The organism is Occultella gossypii, from assembly GCF_019947135.1.
Taxonomy (GTDB): domain Bacteria; phylum Actinomycetota; class Actinomycetes; order Actinomycetales; family Beutenbergiaceae; genus Occultella; species Occultella gossypii.
In genome coordinates this window covers 181810-204007 of record NZ_JAGSHT010000020.1, presented here as the reverse complement: position 1 = coordinate 204007, position 22198 = coordinate 181810, and the positions used below count along the sequence as shown (strand labels likewise).

Below are 22198 nucleotides of genomic sequence, written 5' to 3'. Positions count from 1 at the left end.
CAACACCGCCAACGCCGCCTCATCCAACGCGTCATAGTCGACCACCCGCACCGGCTCACGAACCACCTCAACACAATGCGCACAGCACCCCAGCGACGACGCCGCCGCCCGCGGAACACCACCCTCGCCATCGTGATCGAACATGTGTACTATCCTACGCCCGCCCGCAGACAAACGGAAGACCACCCACCGACCTGTGGACAACCCGATCAACCATGATTTCGATGGCTCGCAGGCACCGAGGGTCACGCGTTCCCAGAGCGCTGGCACAGTGGCTCATGTCGTGTCTGTTCTCGGGTGACTACCGCTCACGGCTGGCTGGGCCAGGGGACCTCTCACGGCTGCTCCGCAACCAGTTCGCGTTTGAAGAACGCGACTTGGCGACGCCACGCCTCCGCCCGCCCGGCGGTGTTGGCACGGGGCGACCCGCCCATCTCGAAGGTCACGCCGGGGCCGGGCGAGAGGGTGCTGGTGAACGGCTGCCCGGGAGGCCCGGCGATGGGGTGCCCCACTCCGGACAGCACCACGTGCTCGATGTCACCGGCTCGGTCGTGGGCGGCCAGGCGGTCCACTGCTACTCGGCTGTAGGCGTCGCTGGGCCACATCCGGTCCTCGCCGCCGCAGATGGAGAGCACCTTCCCGGAGATGCGCTCGACCGGGATGCTCACGCGGTCGAGCTCGTCGGGGTCGGTCGGCACCGGCGGGAACGCGACGCCGAGCGGCACCGGTTGCGTCGCGGCCACGAGCCGGTCGATCTCGTCGAGGTTCGCGTACGGCAGGTAGGGGAGAGGCTCGCCGTCGAGCGTCCACGAGGCAACCTTGCGTCGCAGGATCTGGGGTAGGAGCCCGGCGCCGTAGTCGATACCCTGCGTGACCACGCCGCTGCCGACGATGCTCGCCACCGCGCCGACCCGGTCGTCGTGCGCGGCGACCAGCAGGGCCGCCTCGCCACCCCGGGAGCCACCGGTCATGCCGAGGGTTCGTCCCTCGCTGACCGACTCGAGCAGGTCCAGGCCGCGCGAGAAGAGTTCGAGTGGGATGTCCACGAGGCCTCGCGCGAGCCCGCGGTCGGAGAAGTAGGAGAGGGCGAACACGGTGAACCCCTCAGCGGCGAGGACCCTCGCGTCCCGGTCGTGCCGACCGCCCTCGGACCCGCCGACGAGGAGGACACCCGGTGCCGGCGCGTCGGTGCGCGGCGTGCAGAGGAGCCCGATCAGGCCGTGCTTGCGGATGGGTGTCTCGTCGACCTCCATGAACCTTGGATCTTAGTGCGGCGGTTCGGAAGGCGTCCGTCCGTGATCCTCTATGCCCTCCGCGTGCGCGCTACCGGACGTGGAGGTGGGAGACGTTGGTCCGCTCGCCTTCAGTAGCTCGAACAGGCTCGAAAGGCCCTGATCGCCGTGGCCGTCGGCGATCCGTCGATCCATGAGCATCTTGACCTCTCGCATGCGCACGGCTTCGATGCCGAGGGATTCCCGGTGGCTGATCAGGTCGTCCATCAGAGCTGCCTGAACATTCAGTGAGCCGAGATCGGGCGCGTACTCGCCGTTCGAGATGGCCGTGCCGAACGCGTTCACCAGCGGCACATACCCGCCGATCGAGGCGGCGACACGCTGTGCGAACTTCGCGACGTCCACACCCTCGGCGTTCACGAGATTGAGTGTGTGCAGCAGGCCGATGAGGAACTCGTACCCGACCGCGACCTGAGCCAGGAACTCCACAGCCGCCAGGCCGGCGTCGTCGCCGTAGTACGCGATCTCACCCAGTTCCCGCAGCGTTGGCTCATGGGCTTCGAAAGCATCACGGTCGCCGCTGAAGGAGAACGTGACATTCGGGGTGCCAACGTACGGCGGATCTCCCATGATGCCGCCGTCGAGGTACTGGGCACCGCGCAGGCGCGCCCAGTCCGCGTTCGCTCTCGCCTGGCCAGGAGAGCCGCTGGTCACATTCACCAGGACCTTGCCCGACACGGACGGTTCGATGGTGGCGAGAACGGTTTCGACCGCGGCGCTGTCGAGGAGGCAGATGATGACGAGCGGGCTCGCCGCCACGGCCTCGAGCGCCGTCGCGGCGACTGTTGCGCCAGCCTCGGCCAGCGGCGCAGCCTTGGTCGCGGTCCGGTTCCAGACCGTCGTGCGGTATCCGCGGTCGACGAGGGTTCTTGCGAGTGCCGACCCCATCTCACCGAGACCGAGCACGGTGACCTGGCTGTTCGTGGTCATGGTGTTCCTTTCGTTCAGTTGGCTGTGGCTCGAGGGCGGACTCCCGAAGCGGCTCTACGTGCGGCGGATGCCCCGAGAACGGACATGCCCGCGAACACGAGCATCAGCAGTTGCGCAGAGCGGACGAGGTCGGGAGCTGCGAGGTTCACGAGCACTCCGGCCAGTGCGACGCTGAAGGCGTTCGCGATGATGAAGACCGTGTTGACCGCGGCCGCCGCCTTCGCTCCCTCTTCCTCGCCGTCGGTGCTGCCGAGGGCTGCGACGGTCAGGTGCGGGAATCCGAGACCGATTCCGGCTCCGGCTGCGAACAGGGTGATGAACCACAGGACGATGACCGTGCTGGACGGGCCGTCCTGCTGAAGAAGGCCGTACGCGGCGAGCCCCGCTCCCACCACCACGGGCCCAGCGATGATGAGCCAGCGGCGGGCCCTGTCTCCCGACACGTTCGCCGTGAACATCTGACTCACGGCCCATCCCAGCGACAGTGCTGCTCCGAGCAGGCCAGCCACGAACGGGCTCAGAGCTCCGATCTCCTGACCGAACAGCGGGATGAATGCCTCGGTGCCGATTCCGAAGGCCAGAACCGCGACCGCCACGTAGACCCAGCGAAGCGAGGATGCCGGCTTGAACGTGATCTTGGGCAGGATTCCGCTGCCGCTGCGCCGTTCATGGCGAATGAATCGCGCACCGAGCCCGATGCCGACGAGCAGTGCCACGGCAGTGGCGAGGCCCGTCGGAACAACGCTCGCCACGCTCACCGCGGCGACGCCACCCGTCAGTAGGAGCAACGACGCCCATGGCACCGGCTCGCTTGAGCGACCACGAGTCGTTCGCGGCATCGACCGAACGACGAGCACGCAGATGAGAACGGCCACGACCGCCAGGACGACGAATGCGGCGCGCCAGGCGTTGAGCTGTCCGAACACGCCTCCGACGACGGGCCCGACGATGTTGCCGACTCCCCACATCGCTGACACCAGCGCAGCGGCACGCGCCCAGAGCCGTTGGGGCAACGCTCGCTGAATGAGCGCGTATCCGAGGCCTGCGAGCAGACCGCCGCCGAGCCCCTGCACGGCACGCCCGAAGAGCAGTGCCGACATCCACGGGCTGCCCGCGCACAGCAGTGAACCGAGCGCGAAGAGGCCGAGGGCGAGAAGGTATGCACGCACGGCACCTTGCTGAGTGAGGATCCTGCTCACCAGCATCGCGCTGACCACGGAGGCCAGCAGGAAGATCGTCATTGTCCACGCGTAGAACTCCGCGCCGCCGATCTCACCGACGATCGTGGGAAGGAGGCTTGTGGTGAGGTAGACGTTGCTCGCCTCCAACAGCACGCCGCCTGCGAGAACGGCTGCGATGGGTGCGTACTGTCGGCCAAGCAACTCGCGCCAGGTCCCCGTGGGATCGGTAACCTGCTGGTCCTGCGTCATTCAGCGATTTCCTTCGCGGCGTAGGTGGAGAGTCGGGCACGCGATGCGTGTCTCGGACGCCTCTGCGAGCGTCCAGATGGCACGCTAATACCTCAGGTGAACTTGAGGTCAAGGAGGAAAATGATGGCGCTGGAGCCCGACGATCTCCTCGCCATCGGCGAGGTGTCGCATCGCACCGGCGTCGCAGTGTCGGCGCTGCACTTCTACGAGCAGCTGGGCCTGATCGCCTCCACGCGCACCGCGGGCAATCAGCGTCGGTATCGACGGCACATGCTGCGCCGGATCTCACTGATCGTCGTCGCGAAGCGGCTCGGCATTCCCCTGAGTGACGTGCAAGAGGTCTTCACGAGCCTCCCTCTGGATCATTCCCCGTCCCTACGGGACTGGCGGCGGGTCGCGAAACTGTGGCACGCCGAGCTAGAGCAGCGACGAACCCAACTCGACAGCCTGCAACGCGAACTGACCGGATGCATCGGATGCGGCTGTGTCTCCCTCAAGGCGTGCCGCCTCCTCAACCCCGAAGACGCGCTCGGAGAGGATGGCCCCGGACCTCGACGAATCTGACGTCAGGAGGTGCGCCGCGTTAGCCGGCGGTGAGAAATGAGCGGACGGTGTCGATGGTGTCGGCCTCGCCGGCCGTCTTGTCGTCGCGGTACCTGAGCACCCGGGCGAAACGGAGGGCGACGCCGCCCGGGTAACGCGTCGATCTCTGGATCCCGTCGAAGGCGATCTCGACCACCTGTTCCGGGCGCACGTGCACGACCCAGTCGTCCCGTTCCGTGGCCAGTTCCTCGAACCGCTCCGTCTGCCAGGCCAGCATCTCGTCCGTCATCCCCTTGAACGTCTTGCCGAGCATCACGAAGCCGCCAGTCTCGGGATCACGGGCGCCGAGGTGGATGTTCGAGAGCCAGCCACGGCGCCGTCCGCTGCCACGCTCGACGGCGAGCACCACGAGGTCCAGGGTGTGCACCGGCTTCACCTTCACCCACGCCGATCCACGCCGGCCCGCGGCGTACGGGGCGTCGGTGGACTTCACGACGACCCCCTCCTGCCCTGCCGCGATGGCACCGGCGAGGAAGGCCCGGGCTGCCTCGGCGTCGTCGGTCAGCAGCCGCGGCACCCGCTGTGCGGTCGGCACCAACTCCTCCAGATGGCGCCACCGCTCGGAGGCGGGCGCGTCGAGGAGGTCGGCGTCGTCGCGAAGGAGGAGGTCGAAGAAGTAGGGCGTGATCGCGCCGGGCCGGGGAACGGCAGCCGCGGCGGTGGCACCCGTCGAGGTGAGCGATGCCGTCTCCTGGAACGGCCGTGGCCGGCCGTCCGGGCCCAGGGCGAGGGCCTCGCCGTCGAGCACGACGCGCTCGGCCGGCAGCGCCCGGACCACCGCGACCACGTCCGGCAGCCGGTCGGTGATGTCCTCCAGTGAGCGGGTCACGAGCAGCACTCGGTCGCCGTCCTTGTGCGCCTGGATCCGGATCCCATCGAGCTTGTGGTCCACCGCGAGCGGGGCCCGTCCGCCGCCCAGCTTCTCCCACGCCCCATCAAGGTCCGGTGCGCTGGAGGCGAGCATCGGCAGCACCGGCCGGCCCACCTGGAGCCGGAACTCCGCGAGCGCCGCGGCCCCGCCGCTGAGCGCCGCTACGGCAACCGGCAGCGTGGCGCCCGCGAACATGGCGGCCCGGCGCACCTGCGCCACGGTCACGCCAGCCGCAGCCGCCACGGCGTCCTGCACGAGAGCGTCGGAGGCGCCCTGCCGCAACTCACCGGTGATGGCGCCGCGCAGCCACGACTGTTCCTCCGCCGTCGCCCGCCCGAACAGTTCGGCCACGGCTGCTGACCGCGCCGCCTGGGACCCGGCCCCTGTGAACCGGGAGATCTCCTCGAGACGGTCGTGCACCTCGGCGACGCCGAGCGACGGCGACCCCGCCGGCTCCGGCAGCTCCATCAGCGAACGCCACCCGACGCCGACGCGCCGCTGCCGCAAGGCCCCGGACAGGTACGCCGTCACCGTCTCGATCTCGTCCGGCTCGGCGCGCGCCAAGGCTTGTGCAAGGGCGGCCACCTTCGCCTTCCGGGACCGGGTCGAGGCCACCACGGCCGACGTGGCCACCACCTCCGCGAGTCGCATCGGCCCATTGTGGCGCGTGCCACCGACAACCACGAGGATGCACCTACGCTCGTGCAATGCTCGACGAACCTGCGTCCGCCGCACCGGCACCGATGCGGATCATGACTTTCAACATCAAGTTCGACGACGCGGGCGATCCGCGAGCGGCTTGGGCGGGGCGTCGTGCCGCCGTCGCCGGTGTGATCAGGAACTCCGGCGCAGGCGTGGTCGCACTTCAGGAAGTGCTCGCCGGGCAGCGGGACGATCTGGCCGCGGACCTTCCTGACTACACGGTGCTGGGCGTAGGTCGTGACGACGGTGCACGAGCCGGGGAAGCCACCCCGCTGCTGATCCGCTCGGACCTGACCGTCCTGAACGCCGGCACGTTCTGGCTCTCCGCCACGCCCGAGGCACCGAGCAGGTACACCGACGGTGCGCTGCCCCGGATCTGCACCTGGGCGCGCGTGCGGGCACACGGTGCGCCGGCGGGGCCGGGACTGCACGTCTGGAACGTCCACCTCGACCATCTGGACGAGTCCCTCCGCAGGCGCCAGCTCGCCGTCGTGCACCAACGGGCGCAGACCGCGGCCCGAGCACCTGGCCCGGCCCAGGTCCTGCTCGGCGACTTCAACGCCGGTCCCGGCTCCGCCACGTTGACCGACACCCGGCGGGCCGGCTGGGAGGAAGCCCGCCGCGCCTCGCGGACCCGCCCCGCGGGACCGGCCGGCACGTTCCACGACTGGATCCCCGATGCGGCGCTGGCGGACGCGGACGCCCGGATCGACCACGTGTTCGTCCGGGGCGGCGTCACCGTGCACGCCCACGAGACCCTCCAGCCCACCTCGGCGGTCATCCCGAGTGACCACTTCCCCGTGGTCGTGGTCGTGGACGTGACCGTGCCGGCCTGAGAGAGCTCGGCGGCGGGCCGATCTCGGTCCCGGCCCATCGGCGTGGGTGACCGGTCGCGGTCCGCGGTACATAATCGTCACGTCCCATCCGGCTCGGCATCAACGGGAGCCCTCACATGCAGGCATGGCGCACGGACTCCGAACTGGCCGCGGCACGGCGCGACTTTGCCGCGACGATCCCGGGGTACGTCGCTCCGGCGTCCTACGGGATCGCGCGCGTGGACTCCGGAAAGCTGACGTTCGGCGCAGTCAATGCGGTCGGGAGCTCGCACCGGCTGCCCGCGGTGGTGCTGGCCTCGGTGTGCGGATACACCGACCGCACCGGCACCTACCCGCTGACCCGGGAGCAACTGGCGGCTGCCGCCGTGCTGCTCGCCCCGGCGGAGGCGGCCACGCACATGGACCACCCGAACCTGTGGTCCTGGCGCGCGCTCCTCACCGACGCCGGGCCGTCGAGCACGTTCGCGGCGTTCTTCGTCGCGACCGACGGCGATGAGCCCGTGGACGCCTACGACGCCGAGTTCCGGGCCCTGCTGCGCCGATCAGCGGGTGCGTAGCGCAGGCAGCACGTGCCGGGCCAGTAGCGGGGCCAGGTCCGCGGGCGAGGTCCCGATCGGCGTCCAGCGCAGTTCCGCGATCTCGCGGGCGGCATCGGGGACCCCGGACAGCTCGGCGGTGTAGATGGTGGCATCCACGTGGGTGTCCGGCTCGTTCGCGGCCTCCTCGCGGAACGTCCCGAGCGGCACCAGGTCGGCCTCGTCGAGCTCGATGCCCAACTCCTCGGCCACCTCCCGCACGGCCGCCTGCGCGGGCGACTCGCCGTCGTCGAGCTTGCCGCCCGGCAGCATGAAGCGGGAGGTGCCGCGCTTGCGGACGGTGAGCAGGTGGTCGTCGGCGGTGAAGCACACCGCGGAGATGGTCAGGGTGGTGGGCACCCGATCACGGTACGCCGCGGGCCGCTGCCGTCGCGGTCAGGCACGCGGGCCGGCCGGATCGCCGCGGTGCGCCGTTCTGGCCCGGCGGCGCAGCGCGAAGCCGACGGCCAGGAGCCCGAGGCCGGCGGCGCCCAGGATCGCTGCGGGGGAGCCGGTGGCTGCGAGACCGGCGCTGGAGCCGTCGGGCCGGGCCGCGGGAGGGGCGCTGGGCGTCTCGTTCGGCGCAGGTGGCGTGGTCGGCGCGGCGGTGGGCTCGGGATCCTCGAGGACGAGCCACGTGGTGCATGCCGCGGTCGTGGCGCCGTCGGCATCGGTGATTTCCACCCAGACGGCATACGGGTCGCCGGAGGCGAGCGTGAACTCCAGCTCGGCGGTGCCCGCCGAGGCGTCGAACTCCAGGGGGTTGGTGACGTCGGCCGGCCGGTCCGCGGGATCGACTGGCGGCGAGCACGTGGACTGCAGGTCCGCATAGACGCCCACCAGTGCCCCGAAGCCTGCCTCGCGGTCCGCCGCTGAGGGATCGTCGATGGTGATGGTGACGATGAACGGCTCGTTCAGTCCGACCGTCCCGGGTCCGGTGACCGTGACCGTCGGGGCCACGTTGACGATCGTGACGTCGGCGATGTCGGTGACCGTCAGTTCGCCGTCGGTGGCGGCAACCGCGAACGTCGCGGTCGCCGGGCCGTCGGCGAGGCCGAGTGCGGCGAGAGCGGTCGCGTCGAGGGTGGGTGAGGCGCCGGTCGCGTCGTCGAACCCGCCGTCGCCGTCGAGGTCCCAGCTCAGCGTGGCGCCCGGCAGGTCCGTCGTTGCGGCAAGGGTCAGCGGGCTGCCCTCGTCGACCGTGTACGGGCCACCGGCATCGAGACTCGCCGTGGTGATCGTGAGCGACCACGCCGCGATGGCGCCGATGTCGAACGCCGTGTCGTCGATGACGTACAGGTGCCAGGAACCGTTGGGATCGGTGCCACGGAACGCGTCCGCGAACGTCGTGTGCGCCGACGGAACGGGCCCGGGGGCGAAGATGTCCTCGATGGGCGCGATCTCGTCCACGTCCGTCGGCAGGTAGGACCCGGAGGGGTCGAGGATGTCGGGCACCGGCTCGGTAGCAGCGTCGGTGAGCGTGAACGTCAGGTCCGTTGCCTGGCCGAGGGTGTCGGAGAGCACCACGAGGTTGTCCCCGGACGGGCTCTCCAGCAGCACGTCCACGTCGCCGAAGAACTCATGGTTGATGCCGTGCAGCGTCACGCTGACGTCGAGGACCGGTCCGTCCATGCCGGTCACGGTGATCACGGACGGGTAGGGCGCCCCCGGCTGATTGTCGAGCTGCACCTCCGCCGCCGGCACCAGGATCGGGCCGTCCACGGACGTGAGGGTCGTCGGCCCGTCCGCCGCCGCGGGGCCCGCCGCGGCCGTGACTCCCGCGGCAGCAGTGAGTGCGACCAGAGCGACGGTGCGCAGAAACTGGTTCCGACCTGACACACGCATGGCGTCTCCTCAAGCAAGTGCACGCCCCGATGCGCGCGCCCGATCATCCCACGCGAAGCCTCAATCGGACGCAGCGTCCGAGGCATGCCGCCCGTGCCGGCGCAGCGCGCCGTCGTGCAGTTCGACCACCCGGTCCGCCCGCGCCATCAGCAGCGGGTCGTGCGTGGAGACCACGGCGGCCAGGCCGCGGGCGTGAGTGAGTTCGGAGAGGAGCTCCATGATCGTCGCGGCGGTACCGGAGTCGAGCTGACCGGTCGGCTCGTCCGCGATCAGGATCTTCGGCTCCGTCACCAGCGCCCGCGCGATACCGACGCGTTGCTGCTGCCCACCGGAGAGCTCGTAGGGGCGCTGATTGGCGTGCGCCCCGAGCCCCACGAGCTCCAGCGTGGCGGCGACCCGCTCGTCCCGCTCGGCCGGTTCGGTCTCGAGCAGCCGCAGTGGCACCTCGACGTTCTCCGCCGCGGACAGCACCGGGATCAGCCCGAACGACTGGAAGATGTAGGACAGCTCCCGGCGGCGCACGTCGAGGGCCTGCGCCTCCGGCATGGCGGTCAGTTCCCGCGTCCCCAGGTGCACGGTGCCCGACGTCGGGGCGTCCAGCCCGCCGAGGATGTTCAGCAGGGTCGTCTTGCCCGAGCCCGAGGGCCCGCGGACCACCAGCAGCTCACCGGAGTGCAGGTCGAGGCTGACGTCCTCCAGCGCCTGCACGTCCCCGGACGGGCTGGGGTAGACGCGGCTGATCCCGGTCGCGGTCAGCGCGGCGGTCGCGGTGGTCATCGGGTCTCCTCACCTGCGGGCGGTTCAGTTGGTCCGGTGCCGTCCGCGCCGCTCGTGCCGGCCTGGTCGTTCGAACCGCCCGACGGCGGGGCGTCGCCTTCCGGCGCCGGCTTCGGGTCGTTCGTCGCGTCCCGCCAGACCCCGACGTGGTCGGGTTCCAGGGCCAGGCGTACCCGGTCCTTCAGTTCGAGCGCGTCGACGAAGTCGTGTGGGAGCTGCATCCGGCCCACCCTGTCCAGCACCGCGAACTCCTCGGCGATGTGCTGTTCCTGACCGTGCTCGTCGGTCTCCCGGCGGCGCAGCACCTCGGTGGAGGTGCGCCCGTCCCGGATCTGCACGGTGCGGCGCACGTGCTCGGAGACCGTCGGGTCGTGCGTCACGATCAGGACGGTCACGCCGAGTTCGGCGTTCACGGCCCGCATCATCTCGAGGACCTCGACGCTGGTCGCCTCGTCGAGCTCACCGGTGGGCTCGTCGGCGAGGAGCACCTGTGGCGAGTTCGCGACGGCGACGGCGATCGCGACCCGCTGCTGCTCACCGCCGGACATCTCGGTGGGCGTGCGGTCGCGGCAGTGCTCCACGCCGAGCAGCCGGAGGAGCTGCTCGGCGTGCGGGACCGACGCGTTGCCGGCCAGTGACATCGGCAGGCACACATTCTCGAGCGCGGTGAGGTACGGCAGCAGGTTGCGTGAGGTCTGCTGCCAGACGAACCCGACCGTGTGCCGCTGGTAGTTCACCCGGGCACGCCCACGCATCGTGAGCAGGTCGGTGCCGGCCACGCTCGCCTTCCCGGCCGTGGGGGTGTCCAGGCCGGAGAGGATGGTCAGCAGGGTGGACTTGCCGGACCCGGAGGCGCCCACGATCGCGACCAGGTCCCCGGCCGCGACGTGCAGGTTGAGGCCCTGCAGCGCCTGCACCTCGATGCCGTCGGCGGAGAAGATCCGCACCACGTCCTCGCAGATGATCTCCCCGCCGCGCGGTGGCGCGTCGGCGCGGGGCGCCGGTGTGTCGGTGGTGGTCATTGGGCATCTCCGATCCGCAGCACGGACATGGACAGCCGGCGGGCGATCCCGCTGGCCAGTACGACGCAACCGGCCAGGATCGCTACGACTCCGGCGATCACTCCGACCAGGAGCAGGGGCTCATAGATGATCGTGGGCTGGGCGTCGTCCCCCGTGAAGGGTCGCAGGTCGACCGTGGCACCCACGAGTTGGGGCAGGGCCAGCCCGAGCGCGGTGCCGACCACGAGGGCCACGACCGTCAGCGGCGCCGTCTCCCAGGCCACCAGGCTGCGGGTCAGCCCGGGGCCCACCCCGAGGGTGCGCAGCACGGCCATCAGCCGGCCCCGCGCCGGTGCCGCGAGCACCAGGGTCATCACGAGCGCGACGATGCTCAGCAGCACCGAGACCACCAGTGCGATCACGAAGCCACGGATCATCGATCCAGCGCTGGGCGAGGCGAAGACATCGGCCGCATTCTGCGCGGGCGAGGTGACCTGGCCCTCGCCGCTCACGACGTCGTGCAGCGTCTCGGCGACGAGCGCGGGATCCGCATCGTCGGCGACGTCCACCAGCAGCAGCCGCGGGGCCAGGCGCTGGTCGGTGGCCTCGCGCAGCAGGCCGAGGTCCACCACCGCCCAGGACCGGCCCTCCGCGACACCCGATGCGGCCTCCGCCTGCCCGACGACGGTCACGGGGACCGCGTCCGAGAACACCAGTCCCAGGGGTACCTCGGTGTCCACCTCGTGGCCCGTGGACACCACGACCGGCATGGCGTCGCCGTCGGGAGTGGCCAGCTCGGAGACGTCCAGCGCGCCGGGGACGTCCGTCTGGATCCGGGCGAGGGCGGGGGAGTCGACGGCGTACAGGTCCAGTCGACGGATGGTGCCGTCCTCGCTGAGCGGCGTGTTCGGGATCGCGGTCACCGCCGCGACGTCCGTCACGCCGTCGGTCGCGGCGATCTGCGCGATCAACTCCTCGGAGTACACCGGGCCGGACATCCGGATGTCCGCACCCGCGTCCGCCAGGGCGCCGCTGTCCGTCCCCGAACGGAGCGTCGTGATCATCGTGGTGGAGAACACCGCGATCGAGATCCCCACGATGAGGGCGAGCATCGGCACCACACCGGCCGAGCCCTCACGGATCGCGCGCGCGGACCCGAGGAAGCCGCCGAGGCGCCGCCGGGACCGGGTCAGGGCGTGCACCATCCGGAGCGGGACCGGGTAGAGCCGGAGCGCGATCACACAGGCGGCCAGGGCCAGGAGCAGCGGAGTGGCCGTGGCGACCGGGTCCGCCTCGGCCGTCGCGTCCCCGACCCCGCGCTGGAGCATCAGGTAGACCGCTGCCGCTGCCAGGGCGAGCACCACCACCTCCACGACCCACCGCCAGCGGCTCGTGGACCTGGCGCTCAGGTCCGGCCGTGACGCCCGCAGGCTCGGCACCGGCGCCGCGGCCAGGAACACGGCCGGCGCGAGCCCGGCTGCGGCGGGCAGCAGGTAGTCGGTCCAGGTCGGCTGCGTACTGGGCACTGCGATCGTCGCGACCGCGGCGCCGAGCGCCGCCGCGGGCAGGCCGAGCACGAGGCCCTCGACTGCGAGCATCCCGCGGACCTGGGTGCCGGAACCGCCCCGCGCGCTGACCAGGGCCAGCGTGGTGCGGCGCCTGGACACGGCGAGCCGCGCACCGAGCGCGAGGATCGCGAAGGTGACGCCGGCCGGACCGGCCGCGACCATCGTCAGCACCGCGGCGGTGCCCTGCCAGCGGGCTGTGGCGCCCGAGAGCACGTCGGTCAGGCCGCTGCTGAACCGGATCTCGACCGGGGGCCCGTGGCTGGAGTAGTCGAGATTCTGCGGCGTCCCGGTGAAGGAGCGCAGGTCGGCGATCAGTGCGGGGGTGTCCGTCGTGGTCGGTTCGATGGGGATCCAGAACTCGGCGCTCATCACCGCCAGGCCGGTGGTGGTCAGCCAGCCGACCGTGTCCGGGTTCACGTATCCGGTCCCGGTGAGATGCAGGCCGGTGTTGGGATCGTCGATGATCAGGGGGCGCACCGTGTTCAGCTGAAACTCCCACTGGGGGTCGGCCGGATCCGCCGGCTCGAAGATCCCACTCAGCCGCAGCGGGATCTCCGTGCCACCACTGAAGCCCTGCGGCAGGCTGAGGACGTCCCCGACCGCGAGCCCGAGCCGCTCCGCGGTCTCGACCGAGAGGATGATGTCCGTGGCGGGGACGACACCGTCCAGGTACACCTCCCAACCCTCCGGCGTCTGCACCTCGTCGAGGAGGTCGTCCACAGGCGAAGGGGCCGGGAGATCTCCCTCGACCACCCGGATGTGCTCGGCGATGCCGGGATCCAACCGTAGCCGCAGGCCGGCGTCGGCCAGGTCCGGCGGCAGCCCGTTCGGCAGGGTCGGCAGGAGCGGCTCGTCCGAGGTGACCGAGTAGCGCGGGGTGCCCGCGCTCGCGGCGAGCGCAGGTCCGCCGGTCGCCACGGCGTCGGCCAGGGACGCATCGAGGCGGGACCACGCGTCGGGATCCTGGTCGAGGAACCAGCCGCTGTACCCGCCGGTCAGCGCGCGGACCGGTGCCGGGGTCTGCTCGATCTGGTAGTTGATCTCGTCGTTGAACGTGGTCTGTTGCAGGCGCGGCCATGCCGTGAACAGGCCGGCCGCAACCAGGACGATCAGCGCGAGCGCGATCGACGCGCCGGGGGAGCTGGCCGCCTGGCGGCGCAGCAGGGCGAGCCTCATCGGATCTCCTCCCGCCACGTCGTGTCGAGCGCCTGGGCACGCACGCGGCGGCCGTACCAGAACGCAACGCCGGCCACGGTCGCGACGATCACGCCGAGCAGGGCCAGGCCGAGCGGCAGGTCGAAACGCAGCCCGAGCGGCACGGCCCCGGAGATCTGGGGCGTGGTGGAGCGCACCAGGTCCACCATGACGAGCGACGAGACACCGGCCCCGGCCACGATGCCCGCCAGGACGGCGCCGAGTTCGAGCCCGAGCAGTTCCTGACGCCGGGACCTGGCCTGCTGCGCCGAACCGACCCCGACGGCGCGCAGCACCACCACCTCGCCCCGGCGGGCCGCCGCCTGGGTGAGCGCGACCGCGGCGACCGCCGGGACCGCGAGCAGCAGCGCACAGACCGCGGCCACCCAGTACACGGTGCGCGCGGGCGCGGCGATCGGGTCGGCGGAGCCGTCCGAGCCCAGCCGCACCTCGGCGCGCGCATCGGCGACCGCACGGGCCGCCGTCGCCACCTCGCCTGCCGCTCCGGGCGCTGCGTCCAGCCAGATCTCGGTGATCGCCGGAACGTTCTGGGTGGACCGCAGCATCACGTCGGTGAACGTCGGCAGATCCGCGAGGGCCGCGGCCGGGTCCGGGTTGCCGGGCACCACGGCGACCTCACCCGTGGCCTCCATGCGCACCGTGACGCCGTTGACGAGCACGTCGGTGCCACCGGGCAGGATCAATCCGTCCCAGGCGCCCGTGGTGACGACCGGCAGGGTGGGCTGCCCTTCGCCCGCGGGCATGAACCGGACCGGTTCGCTGCGTTCGGTCCGCCCGGCGAAGCCGATCTCGGGGCCGATGCTGATCACGGAGGCGGACAGCGGGCCGGCGTCGCCCGCCTGGATGACCGAGCTCTGATCGGCCAGCGGGAGTGTGCCGGGGTCCCAGGGCTCGCCCAGCTCCGCGACCAGGTCCGTCCCGCCCACGGTGAGCGCGTCCACGGACAGCTCGTAACTCGTGCTGTTCCAGCGCGATTCGACGACGGCGTCGACAGCCACCAGCCGCCAATCGCCGTCCGGCACCGGCAGGGACGCCGTGGCCGTCACCGGATCGCCCTGTCCGGGTGCCTCCACGTTCTCCAGCGCGCCGTCAACGAGCTCGACACTCCCTTCCGCGCGGGCCACGACGTCGGGCGTGACAAGGCGCACGAGCTCGGTGCCGTCGAAGAGCCAGACCACCACCGAGACCCGTCGGCCGGGTCGGTCGGAGACGTCATTGGAGCGGGCCGAGACGGTGGCGGTGACGGAGATCTCCTCGGCTCCCGTAGGAAGGGCCGGGCCCGGCAGGTGGTTCTGGCCTTCGGTGAGCTGCCCGGCCACCACCGCGGGATCGACCACGGTGGTCGGTGCGGACCCCACGCCAAGGCCCGCCGCCGGCATCACGGTGAGCTGCCCGTCGAGTTCCTCCTGCCGCATCGAGGTCTGCAGCACCCCGGTGGCCCCGACGACCCCCGGCAGGTCCAGATAGGCCTCGACCTCCCGAGGCGCAGCCCCTGCCACCCGGGAGCCGTAGACCACCCGGACGTCCGCGCCGTTGCCCACCTGGGCGGACATCGTGCGCAGTTGCGTCCAGGTGCCCGCATACCCGGCCGCGAGGGTGGTGATCGCGGTGGCGAGCACCACGAGGATCACCGGCACTGCGTTCAGGGAGATCCGCCGGGCGGTCTGACGCAGCGGCATCGTGGGGGAGTAGGACCGGCCACGTGCCGCCCGGATGGCGAGCCACGCCGTGATCGGACCTGCCAGCGCCACCGCCACGAGCGCCACCGCGAGCAGTCCGAGTGCCGGGCCGACCACGGCGAGCGGATCCGGGACGGCCGTGCCCGGCACGAGCGGGGAACCGTTCAGCGTGAACCGCCAGAGGGTGAACGCCGCGGCAAGGACCACCAGCACCAGCGCACCGCCGGCCATGATGGTCGAGGACCGGCCGCTCTCCGAGGTCGGCCGTAGACCGCGCAGGGTCGCGATGGTGCCCACTCCGGTCAGGATCAGTGCCGTGACCACGGCCACCGCTGCCGCGATCGCCACGATCGCCAGCGGGCGGGCCCCCGCGCGGGTGCCGAGGGACAGGAGCACGATCACGGCGCCGAGCGCCGCGCCGGGTACGGCCAGGAGCACGGCCTCGGCCGCGCCCATGCGGATCAGCTGGTCGTTCGCAGCGCCGCGAGAGAGCAGCACCCTGGTCTCACGCTCACGCAGGGCCGCGAGCAGCCGGGCGATCTGCCAGACGGCCACGAGCGAGACGAGCGCGACGATCACCAGCGGGATCGTGGTTGCCGCGTCCACCGCGGCCAGGCCGGACGCGGCGTCGTCGAGCGTGCTCGCCAGTCCGGCGGTGACCGTCAGCCCGCGGACGTCCACACCGGCGTCGTTCATGGCCTGCTCGAGCCCGGCGAGGCCGGAGCGCCACTCCGGCAGGTCCGCATCCGTCACCGTCGGGGGAGGCGTGATGGTCCACCTGACGTAGGGCACGGAACCGAGCTGGTCGAGGGCCGGCGCCGTGACGAGCAGGGGACCGAACTCACCGGTGATCGGGTCGGTGCCGCCGGCCACGAGTGCCTCGCCGGCCCAGTGCGGGTCCTCCGGGTCGGCGGCCCGCCACGTGCCCACGAGCGTCAGGGGCACCTGGGCGTCCTCGACGCCGAGGGCTATCACGTCACCGACCTCGAGGCCGAGGGTCTCGGCGGCCTCCGCCTGCAGCGCGGCCTCGGTGGGCTCGGTCGGCCACGCACCGGCGGTCAGGTCCGCGAACTCGGTGATCGACTCGTCGACGCCCAGCACCAGGTTCGCGTCGGACCCGCCGGCCGGGTCACCGTCGGCGTCCTCACCCGAACCGTCGGAGCCGTCGGACCCAGCACCTGAGGCGACCGGCACCCCGACGGTGCGCAGCGTACGCCAGGCGAGTGCGTCGCCTGGCAGGTCCGCCGCGATCACCGCACGGGCGGCCGCGTCCTGGTCGACCCCGTCGCCGTCGAGCCGTGTCTGCACCGTGGCCGTGGACCGGGCCCCGCCGGCGTCGGCCAGCACGGTCCGGACCGCCGCGGCGGACGCGGTGTCGAGGTAGGTGACCGTTCCGGCCAGTGCCGTCGTGACCAGCGCGGCCATCAGGAGCAGGACCGCCACGATCGCCGACCGGGCGCGCGTGCGCCGCAGCGCGTAGGTGTAACGCTGCATCCGCCGCCCCTCGTGGCCCCATAGTCACCGAAGTTGGCATAGTAGCGGTCCGCCCTGGGCGGCTCCGGCGTCGACGAGCCGGACGCGCCTCAGGCGCCCTTGCGTCGCCGTCCCGTGGCCGGGTCCAGCGGCGGCAGCGGCTTGCTCCAGAGCCAGGACGTGAAGAACTCCTCCAGGTCCACCCCGGTGCGCTCCTGGGCGAGATCCGTGAACAGCTGCGTGGTCACGCCGCCGTGCCGGTAGGTGATGGCCCAGGTCCGCAGCAGGTCGAAGAACGGCTCGTCGCCGATACGTAGCCGCAGCGCGTGCAGGGCGAGCGCGCCGCGCTTGTAGATCCGGTCGTCGAACATCAGCTCCGGGCCCGGGTCGGCGAGCACCAGGTCCTGGTCCAGTGCTGCCAGCCGCTTGGCCTGCCGGGCCGCGTGCTCGGCGGCGCTCGGGCCGCCGCCGGCCTCGGACCACAGCCACTCGCTGTAACAGGCGAAGCCCTCGTGCAGCCAGATGTCGCTCCAGTGCTGCAGCGTGAGGCTGTTCCCGAACCACTGGTGCGACATCTCGTGGGCGACCAGGCGCTGGGTCTCCCAGTCGGTGCTCAGGTGGTTCGCGCCGAAGATCGACAGGCCCTGTGCCTCGAGCGGGATCTCCAGGTCGTCCGGGGTGACCACCACGGTGTAGCCGCAGGCGAACGGGTACGGGCCGTAGAGCCGCTCGAACAACCTCATCATCTCGCGCTGGCGACCGAAGGTCGCCTTGACCTTGCCGTTCGACCCGGCGGGTTGCGCGATCCGCAGAGCCGGGGACCCGCCGTCGTCGGAGATCGTGTACCGCCCGATCTGCACGGTCGCCAGGTACGTGGCCATCGGTTCGGGCTGGTCGAACGTCCAGGTGGTGCGGCTGGACCGGCGCCGGCTGCCGGTGGACGTGCCGTTGGCGACCACCAGGTACTCGTTCGGGACGGTCACGGAGATCGCGTAGCTCGCCTTGTCCGAGGGCCGGTCGTTGCAGGGGAACCACGACGGCGCCCCGTGTGGCTGGGAGGCGATGATCGCGCCGTCCTCGAGCTCCTCGAAGCCGGCCTCGCCGTCGATGCCGGGCACGGTCTCCGGCGGACCGTCGTAATGCACCGTCACGGTGAAGGCGGTGCCCGCCGTGATCTGCTCCCGCGGCTTGATGACGAGCCGGCCGGACCGGTGTGTGTACTTCGCGTGCGCCGCGTCCAGGCGGACCTTCGTGACCCGCAGGGCGTGCAGGTCGAGCGCGAACCTGGTCAGGTCCGTCTCGGCGACGGCTGTGATGACCGCGGTGCCGGTGAGCTGGTGCACGCCCGGCCGGTACTCGATCTCAAGCTCGTACCGGTGCACCGAGTAGGAGGTGTCGCCGTGGCCCGGGACGTAGTGGTCGGCCCCCGCCGGCGCGCTCATCGAGCCGGCAGCCCGGGTTCGTCCGCGTCATCGTCGACCCACGGTCCGATCGGGTTGCCGATCCAGCGGGTCTTGTCCGGCACCGACTCGCCGCGCATCACCAGAGACATCGGTCCCACCGTAGCGTGCCGGCCGAGGGTCGCCGACGGCAGGATCACGCTGTGGGTGCCGAGCGTTGCGCCAACCCTCAGCGTGACCTGTTCGAGGGAGAGCACCCGGTCGTGGAACAGGTGGGTCTGCACCACGCAGCCCGGGTTCACGGTGACCCCGTCGCGGAGGTCGACCAGGTCCATCTCGGGCAGCCAGTAGCTCTCACACCAGACGCCGCGGCCCACCTTCGCCCCGAGCAGGCGCAGCCACACGTTCAGCACCGGCGTGCCGAGCGTCGCGCGAGCGAACCATGGCGCGGCGACCACCTCGGTGAAGGTGTCGGCGAGCTCGTTGCGCCACACGAACGTGCTCCACAGGGGGTGGTCGCCGACCCGCACCTTTCCGATCAGGAGCCACTTGGCGCCGGCCGTGACGCCGGCCGCCACGGCGCCACCGACGATCAGCACCAGCCCGGTGGTGAGCACCGGCAGCCACCAGGCGACCATCGCGAGGGCCTGCACGGCGACCACGACACCCAGCCCGATCGCGGCTGCGACCATCACCGGGATCACCCGGCACGCCTCCACCAGGGCGCGGGCCACGCGGAGCCGGGTGGGCGGGGCGTAGGTACGTTCCTCGCCACCCTCGGCAGCGGAGCGGCGCAGCTTGGTGGGCGGGCTGCCCAGCCAGGACGTCCCGGACTTGGCCTTGGTACGCCGCGGCGCAGCGGACAGCACCGCGACCAGACCGCGCTTGGGCACCTTCCGGCCGGGCGCCGTCATCCCGGAGTTCCCCACGAACGCGCGCTTGCCGATCTTCACGTGCTCCGCCCGCAGCCAGCCGCCGCCGAGCTCGTAACCGCCGAGCAGCGTGTCGTCGGCGAGGAACGCACCGTCGGCCACGGTGGTCAGCGACGGGACCAGCAGCACCGTGGAGGCCTCGACGTCCTTGCCGATCCGCGCCCCCAGCAGCCGCAGCCAGGTGGGCGTCAGCCAGCTCGCGTACAGCGGGAACAGCCAGGTGCGGGCCTCGTCCAACACCCGCAGCGTGCTCCAGACCTGCCACGCGATCCGGCCGTGGACCGGGTGCGGGCCCGGCCGCAGGCGGATCGAGAACGCCCGCACGGCGACCAGCACCAGCAGCGCCAGCGCCAACCCGGCGACCACGGTGGCCAGCGGCAGCCACGCGAGCGCCGTGAGTACGGCCTCGCCGAGGGACTGTGAACCTCGTACGGCCGGTGCGATGACCGCGATCGCGGCGCCGACGGCGAGTACGGGCATCGCGGAGAGCAGGACCGCGGTGAGCCCGTAGGCGAACTGCCAGCCGCGGTGCCGAGGGGGCTGCCGGTCCTCCCAGGGTCCGCGTGCCCTCCTGCGGCGGGTGGCGGGGGAGCCGGACCACTCCTCGCCGGCGGGGACCTCACCGGAGACGAGCGAACCCGCGCCGATCTCCGCGCCGGCACCGACCACGGACCCGGGCAGGAGCATGCTGCGCGCCCCGATCCGGGCCTTCGGCCCGACCTCGATCCGGCCGACGTACAGGGTGTGGCCGTCCAGCCAGTACCCGTTCAGGTCCACCTCTGCCTCGACCGAGGCTTCCGTGCGGAGCGTGAGCATCCCGGTGATCGGGGGGACGGTGTGCAGGTCCACGCCGCGTTCGACCGTGGCGCCGAGGGTCCGGGCGTACCAGGTCATCAACGGCGCGCCGGAGAGGTTGAGCACGCCGATCTCCTCGGCCACGCGTTCGGCGAGCCAGAGCCTCAGGTGCACCCTGCCGCCGCGCGGGTGGGTGCCGGGCGTGACCCCACGCAGGATGACCCGGGCGAGCGCGGCAGTGAGCAGGACCCGCCCGGGCGGGGTCAGGAACAGCAGCCACCCGACCAGTACCCACCACCAGGACAGCGTCGGCAGCCAGGCCACGTCCAGGGCTGCCGCGGCGAGGTTGTTCGCGGCAGCGATCCAGGTGAGCCAGCGCATCCCGCCGAGGGTGCGCAGTGCGAACGTGGCGAGCACCTGACCGACCTGGGTCTTCACCGGGACCGGGTGCACCGGTTCGTTCGTGCGCGCCGTGGGTGCGGCGAGGGCGTCCAGGTACGCGGCCAGGGAGGCGATCGTGGGCTGCTCGTACACGTCCGCGACGGTCGCCTCGGGGTATCGCTCGCGCAGTCGCGCGACGAGTTGCGCGGCGGTGAGGCTGGCGCCGCCGAGGTCGAAGAAGTCGTCGGCCGGCCCGGCCGAGTCGACGGCGAGGATGTCCGCCCACAGCTCGGCGACCCAGGCGGCGGTGCCCGTCAGCGCTGACGGTTCGGCCGCCGTCGACTTCGCGGTCGGCACCGGCCACGGCAGGGCGTCCCGGTCGATCTTGCCGGAGGTGCGGGTGGGTAGGGTGTCCACCGGGGCGAGCCTCGGCACGAGGGCGGCGGGCATGCTCTCGCGGAGCCGGGCCAGGGCCGCCGGGGCGTCGAAATCGGGGTCGACGGTGAGGTAGCCGACGAGCAGCTGGTTCCCGGAGGACGTCTTGCGCACGGCGGCCGCGGCACCGTTCACCCCAGGCAGGGCCATCAGCGCGGAGTCGATCTCGCCGAGTTCGATGCGCCGCCCGCCCAGCTTGATCTGGTCGTCGATGCGGCCGGCGAACAGCAGGCCCTCCTCCTCGAAGCGGACCAGGTCGCCGCTGCGGTAGGCGCGCTCCCACCCGAGGGAGGGCATCGGGGCGTACTTCTCCGCGTCCTTGGCGGGGTCGAGGTAGCGGGCCAGGCCGACCCCACCGATGATCAGCTCCCCGGTGCCGCCCGGTGGCACCGGCAGGCCCTGGTCGTCGACCACGGCGAGGTCCCAGCCCGCCAGCGGCAGCCCGATCCGGACCGGTGGCTCGCCGGTGAGCTGTGCGGCGCAGGAGACCACGGTCGCCTCCGTGGGCCCGTAGGTGTTCCACACCTCGCGGGTGGCCGTGGCGAACCGGGCCCCGAGCTCGGGCGGGCACGCCTCGCCGCCGACGATGAGCAGCCGGACGTCGTCGAGGGCCTGCGGTGGCCACAGCGAGACCAGGGTGGGCACGGTGGACACGACCGTGATCCGGTTCGCCACGAGCCACGGCCCGAGGTCCATGCCACTGCGGACCAGGGACCGGGGCGCGGGCACGAGGCAGGCGCCGTACCGCCAGGCGAGCCACATCTCCTCGCACGAGGCGTCGAAGGCGACGGAGAGCCCGGCCATGACCCGGTCCCCCGGGCGTAGTGGATCGTCCTGCAGGAACAGGTACGCCTCGGCGTCCACGAACGCCGCGGCGCTCCGGTGCGAGACGGCCACGCCCTTCGGCGTGCCGGTGGATCCGGACGTGAAGATGATCCAGGCGTCGTCGGTCAGGCCCGGGCCGCTGGTATCGACGGTGCCGGTGCTGCCGTCGGCGCCGACAGCGTCATCGCTGCTCCGGTGCGGCGTGACGACCAGGTCGTCACCGAGTACGGCCGCCACGGCGGCCTCGCCGAACACGGTCCGGGCGCGCTCCTCTGGATCGTCCACGTCCACCGGCACGTAGGCGGCCCCGGCGAACAGGATTCCGAGGATCCCCGTGTACAGGTCGGTGGTGCCGGACGTGATCCGCACACCCACGCGGTCCCCGCGCCCGACGCCGGCGTCCGCGAGGACCGCGGCGAGCGTCTCGGCGGCCTCGTTGAGGTCGGCGTAGGTGAGCATCTCAACGCCGTTGTCGATCGCGGGCGCCTCCGGGTACCTGGCCACGGCGTCGGAGAAGATGTCCACCAGCGTGCGTGGGTCGGGCGCCAGATCGGCGGCGAGCAGGCTCAAGGCAGGGTCCAGGGCGGCATGCCCGGATTATCGGTCATCGAGGTGAACGACTGGTGAACCCCG

The 22198-nt window shown here is 71.8% G+C and carries 15 protein-coding genes; 3 read left to right on the top strand and 12 right to left on the bottom strand.

Going from position 1 to position 22198, the window contains the following annotated elements; genetic code table 11:
- Positions 1 to 335: 335 nt before the first annotated feature.
- Genes KCQ71_RS21015 through KCQ71_RS21005 form a run of 3 tightly spaced genes read right to left on the bottom strand, consistent with a single transcriptional unit; the run spans position 336 to position 3652 of the window.
- Positions 336 to 1253, bottom strand: a complete 918-nt coding sequence (locus KCQ71_RS21015) for an acyl-CoA thioester hydrolase/BAAT C-terminal domain-containing protein (protein WP_223409718.1) — start codon at positions 1251 to 1253, stop codon at positions 336 to 338.
- A 12-nt stretch (positions 1254 to 1265) separates the two neighbouring features.
- Complete coding sequence (locus KCQ71_RS21010; protein ID WP_223409715.1) at positions 1266 to 2222, bottom strand: NAD(P)-dependent oxidoreductase; 957 nt, start codon at positions 2220 to 2222, stop codon at positions 1266 to 1268.
- A 14-nt stretch (positions 2223 to 2236) separates the two neighbouring features.
- Positions 2237 to 3652, bottom strand: coding sequence for an MFS transporter (locus tag KCQ71_RS21005; protein ID WP_223409712.1), 1416 nt, complete (start codon positions 3650 to 3652; stop codon positions 2237 to 2239).
- Between the two features lie 123 nt (positions 3653 to 3775).
- Here KCQ71_RS21005 and soxR point away from each other — a divergent pair, with 123 nt between their 5' ends.
- Entirely contained in the window at positions 3776 to 4216 is a 441-nt protein-coding gene (gene soxR, locus KCQ71_RS21000) for a redox-sensitive transcriptional activator SoxR (protein WP_223409741.1), read from the top strand.
- A gap of 19 nt (positions 4217 to 4235) precedes the next feature.
- Here the strand turns inward: soxR and KCQ71_RS20995 are convergent, their stop codons facing one another.
- On the bottom strand, positions 4236 to 5777 hold the full coding sequence (locus KCQ71_RS20995) for an ATP-dependent DNA ligase (RefSeq protein ID WP_223409708.1): 1542 nt from the start codon (positions 5775 to 5777) through the stop codon (positions 4236 to 4238).
- A 56-nt stretch (positions 5778 to 5833) separates the two neighbouring features.
- Between KCQ71_RS20995 and KCQ71_RS20990 the strand changes: the two genes are divergently transcribed.
- Together KCQ71_RS20990 and KCQ71_RS20985 are read left to right on the top strand one after the other, a co-directional pair.
- On the top strand, positions 5834 to 6664 hold the full coding sequence (locus KCQ71_RS20990; protein WP_223409706.1) for an endonuclease/exonuclease/phosphatase family protein: 831 nt from the start codon (positions 5834 to 5836) through the stop codon (positions 6662 to 6664).
- Positions 6665 to 6780: 116 nt separating this feature from the next.
- Positions 6781 to 7221 (top strand): hypothetical protein, encoded by a 441-nt coding sequence (locus tag KCQ71_RS20985; protein WP_223409703.1) that lies wholly within the window; start codon positions 6781 to 6783, stop codon positions 7219 to 7221.
- On the opposite strand, the gene KCQ71_RS20980 is transcribed toward KCQ71_RS20985, so the two are convergent.
- The 8 genes from KCQ71_RS20980 to KCQ71_RS20945 form a co-directional block, all read right to left on the bottom strand.
- Positions 7207 to 7599, bottom strand: a complete 393-nt coding sequence (locus KCQ71_RS20980; protein ID WP_223409700.1) for an NUDIX hydrolase — start codon at positions 7597 to 7599, stop codon at positions 7207 to 7209. The two genes, KCQ71_RS20985 and KCQ71_RS20980, sit on opposite strands and share 15 nt — an antisense overlap.
- Before the next feature lie 36 nt (positions 7600 to 7635).
- Positions 7636 to 9084: a hypothetical protein gene (locus KCQ71_RS20975; RefSeq protein WP_223409697.1), complete on the bottom strand. Its 1449-nt coding sequence runs from the start codon at positions 9082 to 9084 to the stop codon at positions 7636 to 7638.
- A 60-nt stretch (positions 9085 to 9144) separates the two neighbouring features.
- The gene (locus KCQ71_RS20970; protein WP_223409694.1) at positions 9145 to 9861 is read right to left on the bottom strand and encodes an ABC transporter ATP-binding protein; all 717 of its coding nucleotides are present in this window, start codon (positions 9859 to 9861) and stop codon (positions 9145 to 9147) included.
- The gene (locus KCQ71_RS20965; RefSeq protein WP_223409691.1) at positions 9858 to 10883 is read right to left on the bottom strand and encodes an ABC transporter ATP-binding protein; all 1026 of its coding nucleotides are present in this window, start codon (positions 10881 to 10883) and stop codon (positions 9858 to 9860) included. Before KCQ71_RS20965 ends, KCQ71_RS20970 begins: the two co-directional genes overlap by 4 nt.
- Complete coding sequence (locus KCQ71_RS20960) at positions 10880 to 13606, bottom strand: ABC transporter permease (RefSeq protein ID WP_223409688.1); 2727 nt, start codon at positions 13604 to 13606, stop codon at positions 10880 to 10882. Before KCQ71_RS20960 ends, KCQ71_RS20965 begins: the two co-directional genes overlap by 4 nt.
- Positions 13603 to 16818 carry an FtsX-like permease family protein gene (locus KCQ71_RS20955; protein WP_223409685.1) on the bottom strand — a complete coding sequence of 1072 codons (3216 nt, stop codon included), beginning with the start codon at positions 16816 to 16818 and terminating at the stop codon, positions 13603 to 13605. Before KCQ71_RS20955 ends, KCQ71_RS20960 begins: the two co-directional genes overlap by 4 nt.
- Before the next feature lie 89 nt (positions 16819 to 16907).
- Positions 16908 to 18239, bottom strand: a complete 1332-nt coding sequence (locus KCQ71_RS20950) for a M1 family metallopeptidase (protein ID WP_223409683.1) — start codon at positions 18237 to 18239, stop codon at positions 16908 to 16910.
- Positions 18236 to 22135, bottom strand: a complete 3900-nt coding sequence (locus tag KCQ71_RS20945; RefSeq protein ID WP_223409681.1) for a Pls/PosA family non-ribosomal peptide synthetase — start codon at positions 22133 to 22135, stop codon at positions 18236 to 18238. Before KCQ71_RS20945 ends, KCQ71_RS20950 begins: the two co-directional genes overlap by 4 nt.
- Positions 22136 to 22198 lie beyond the last annotated feature (63 nt).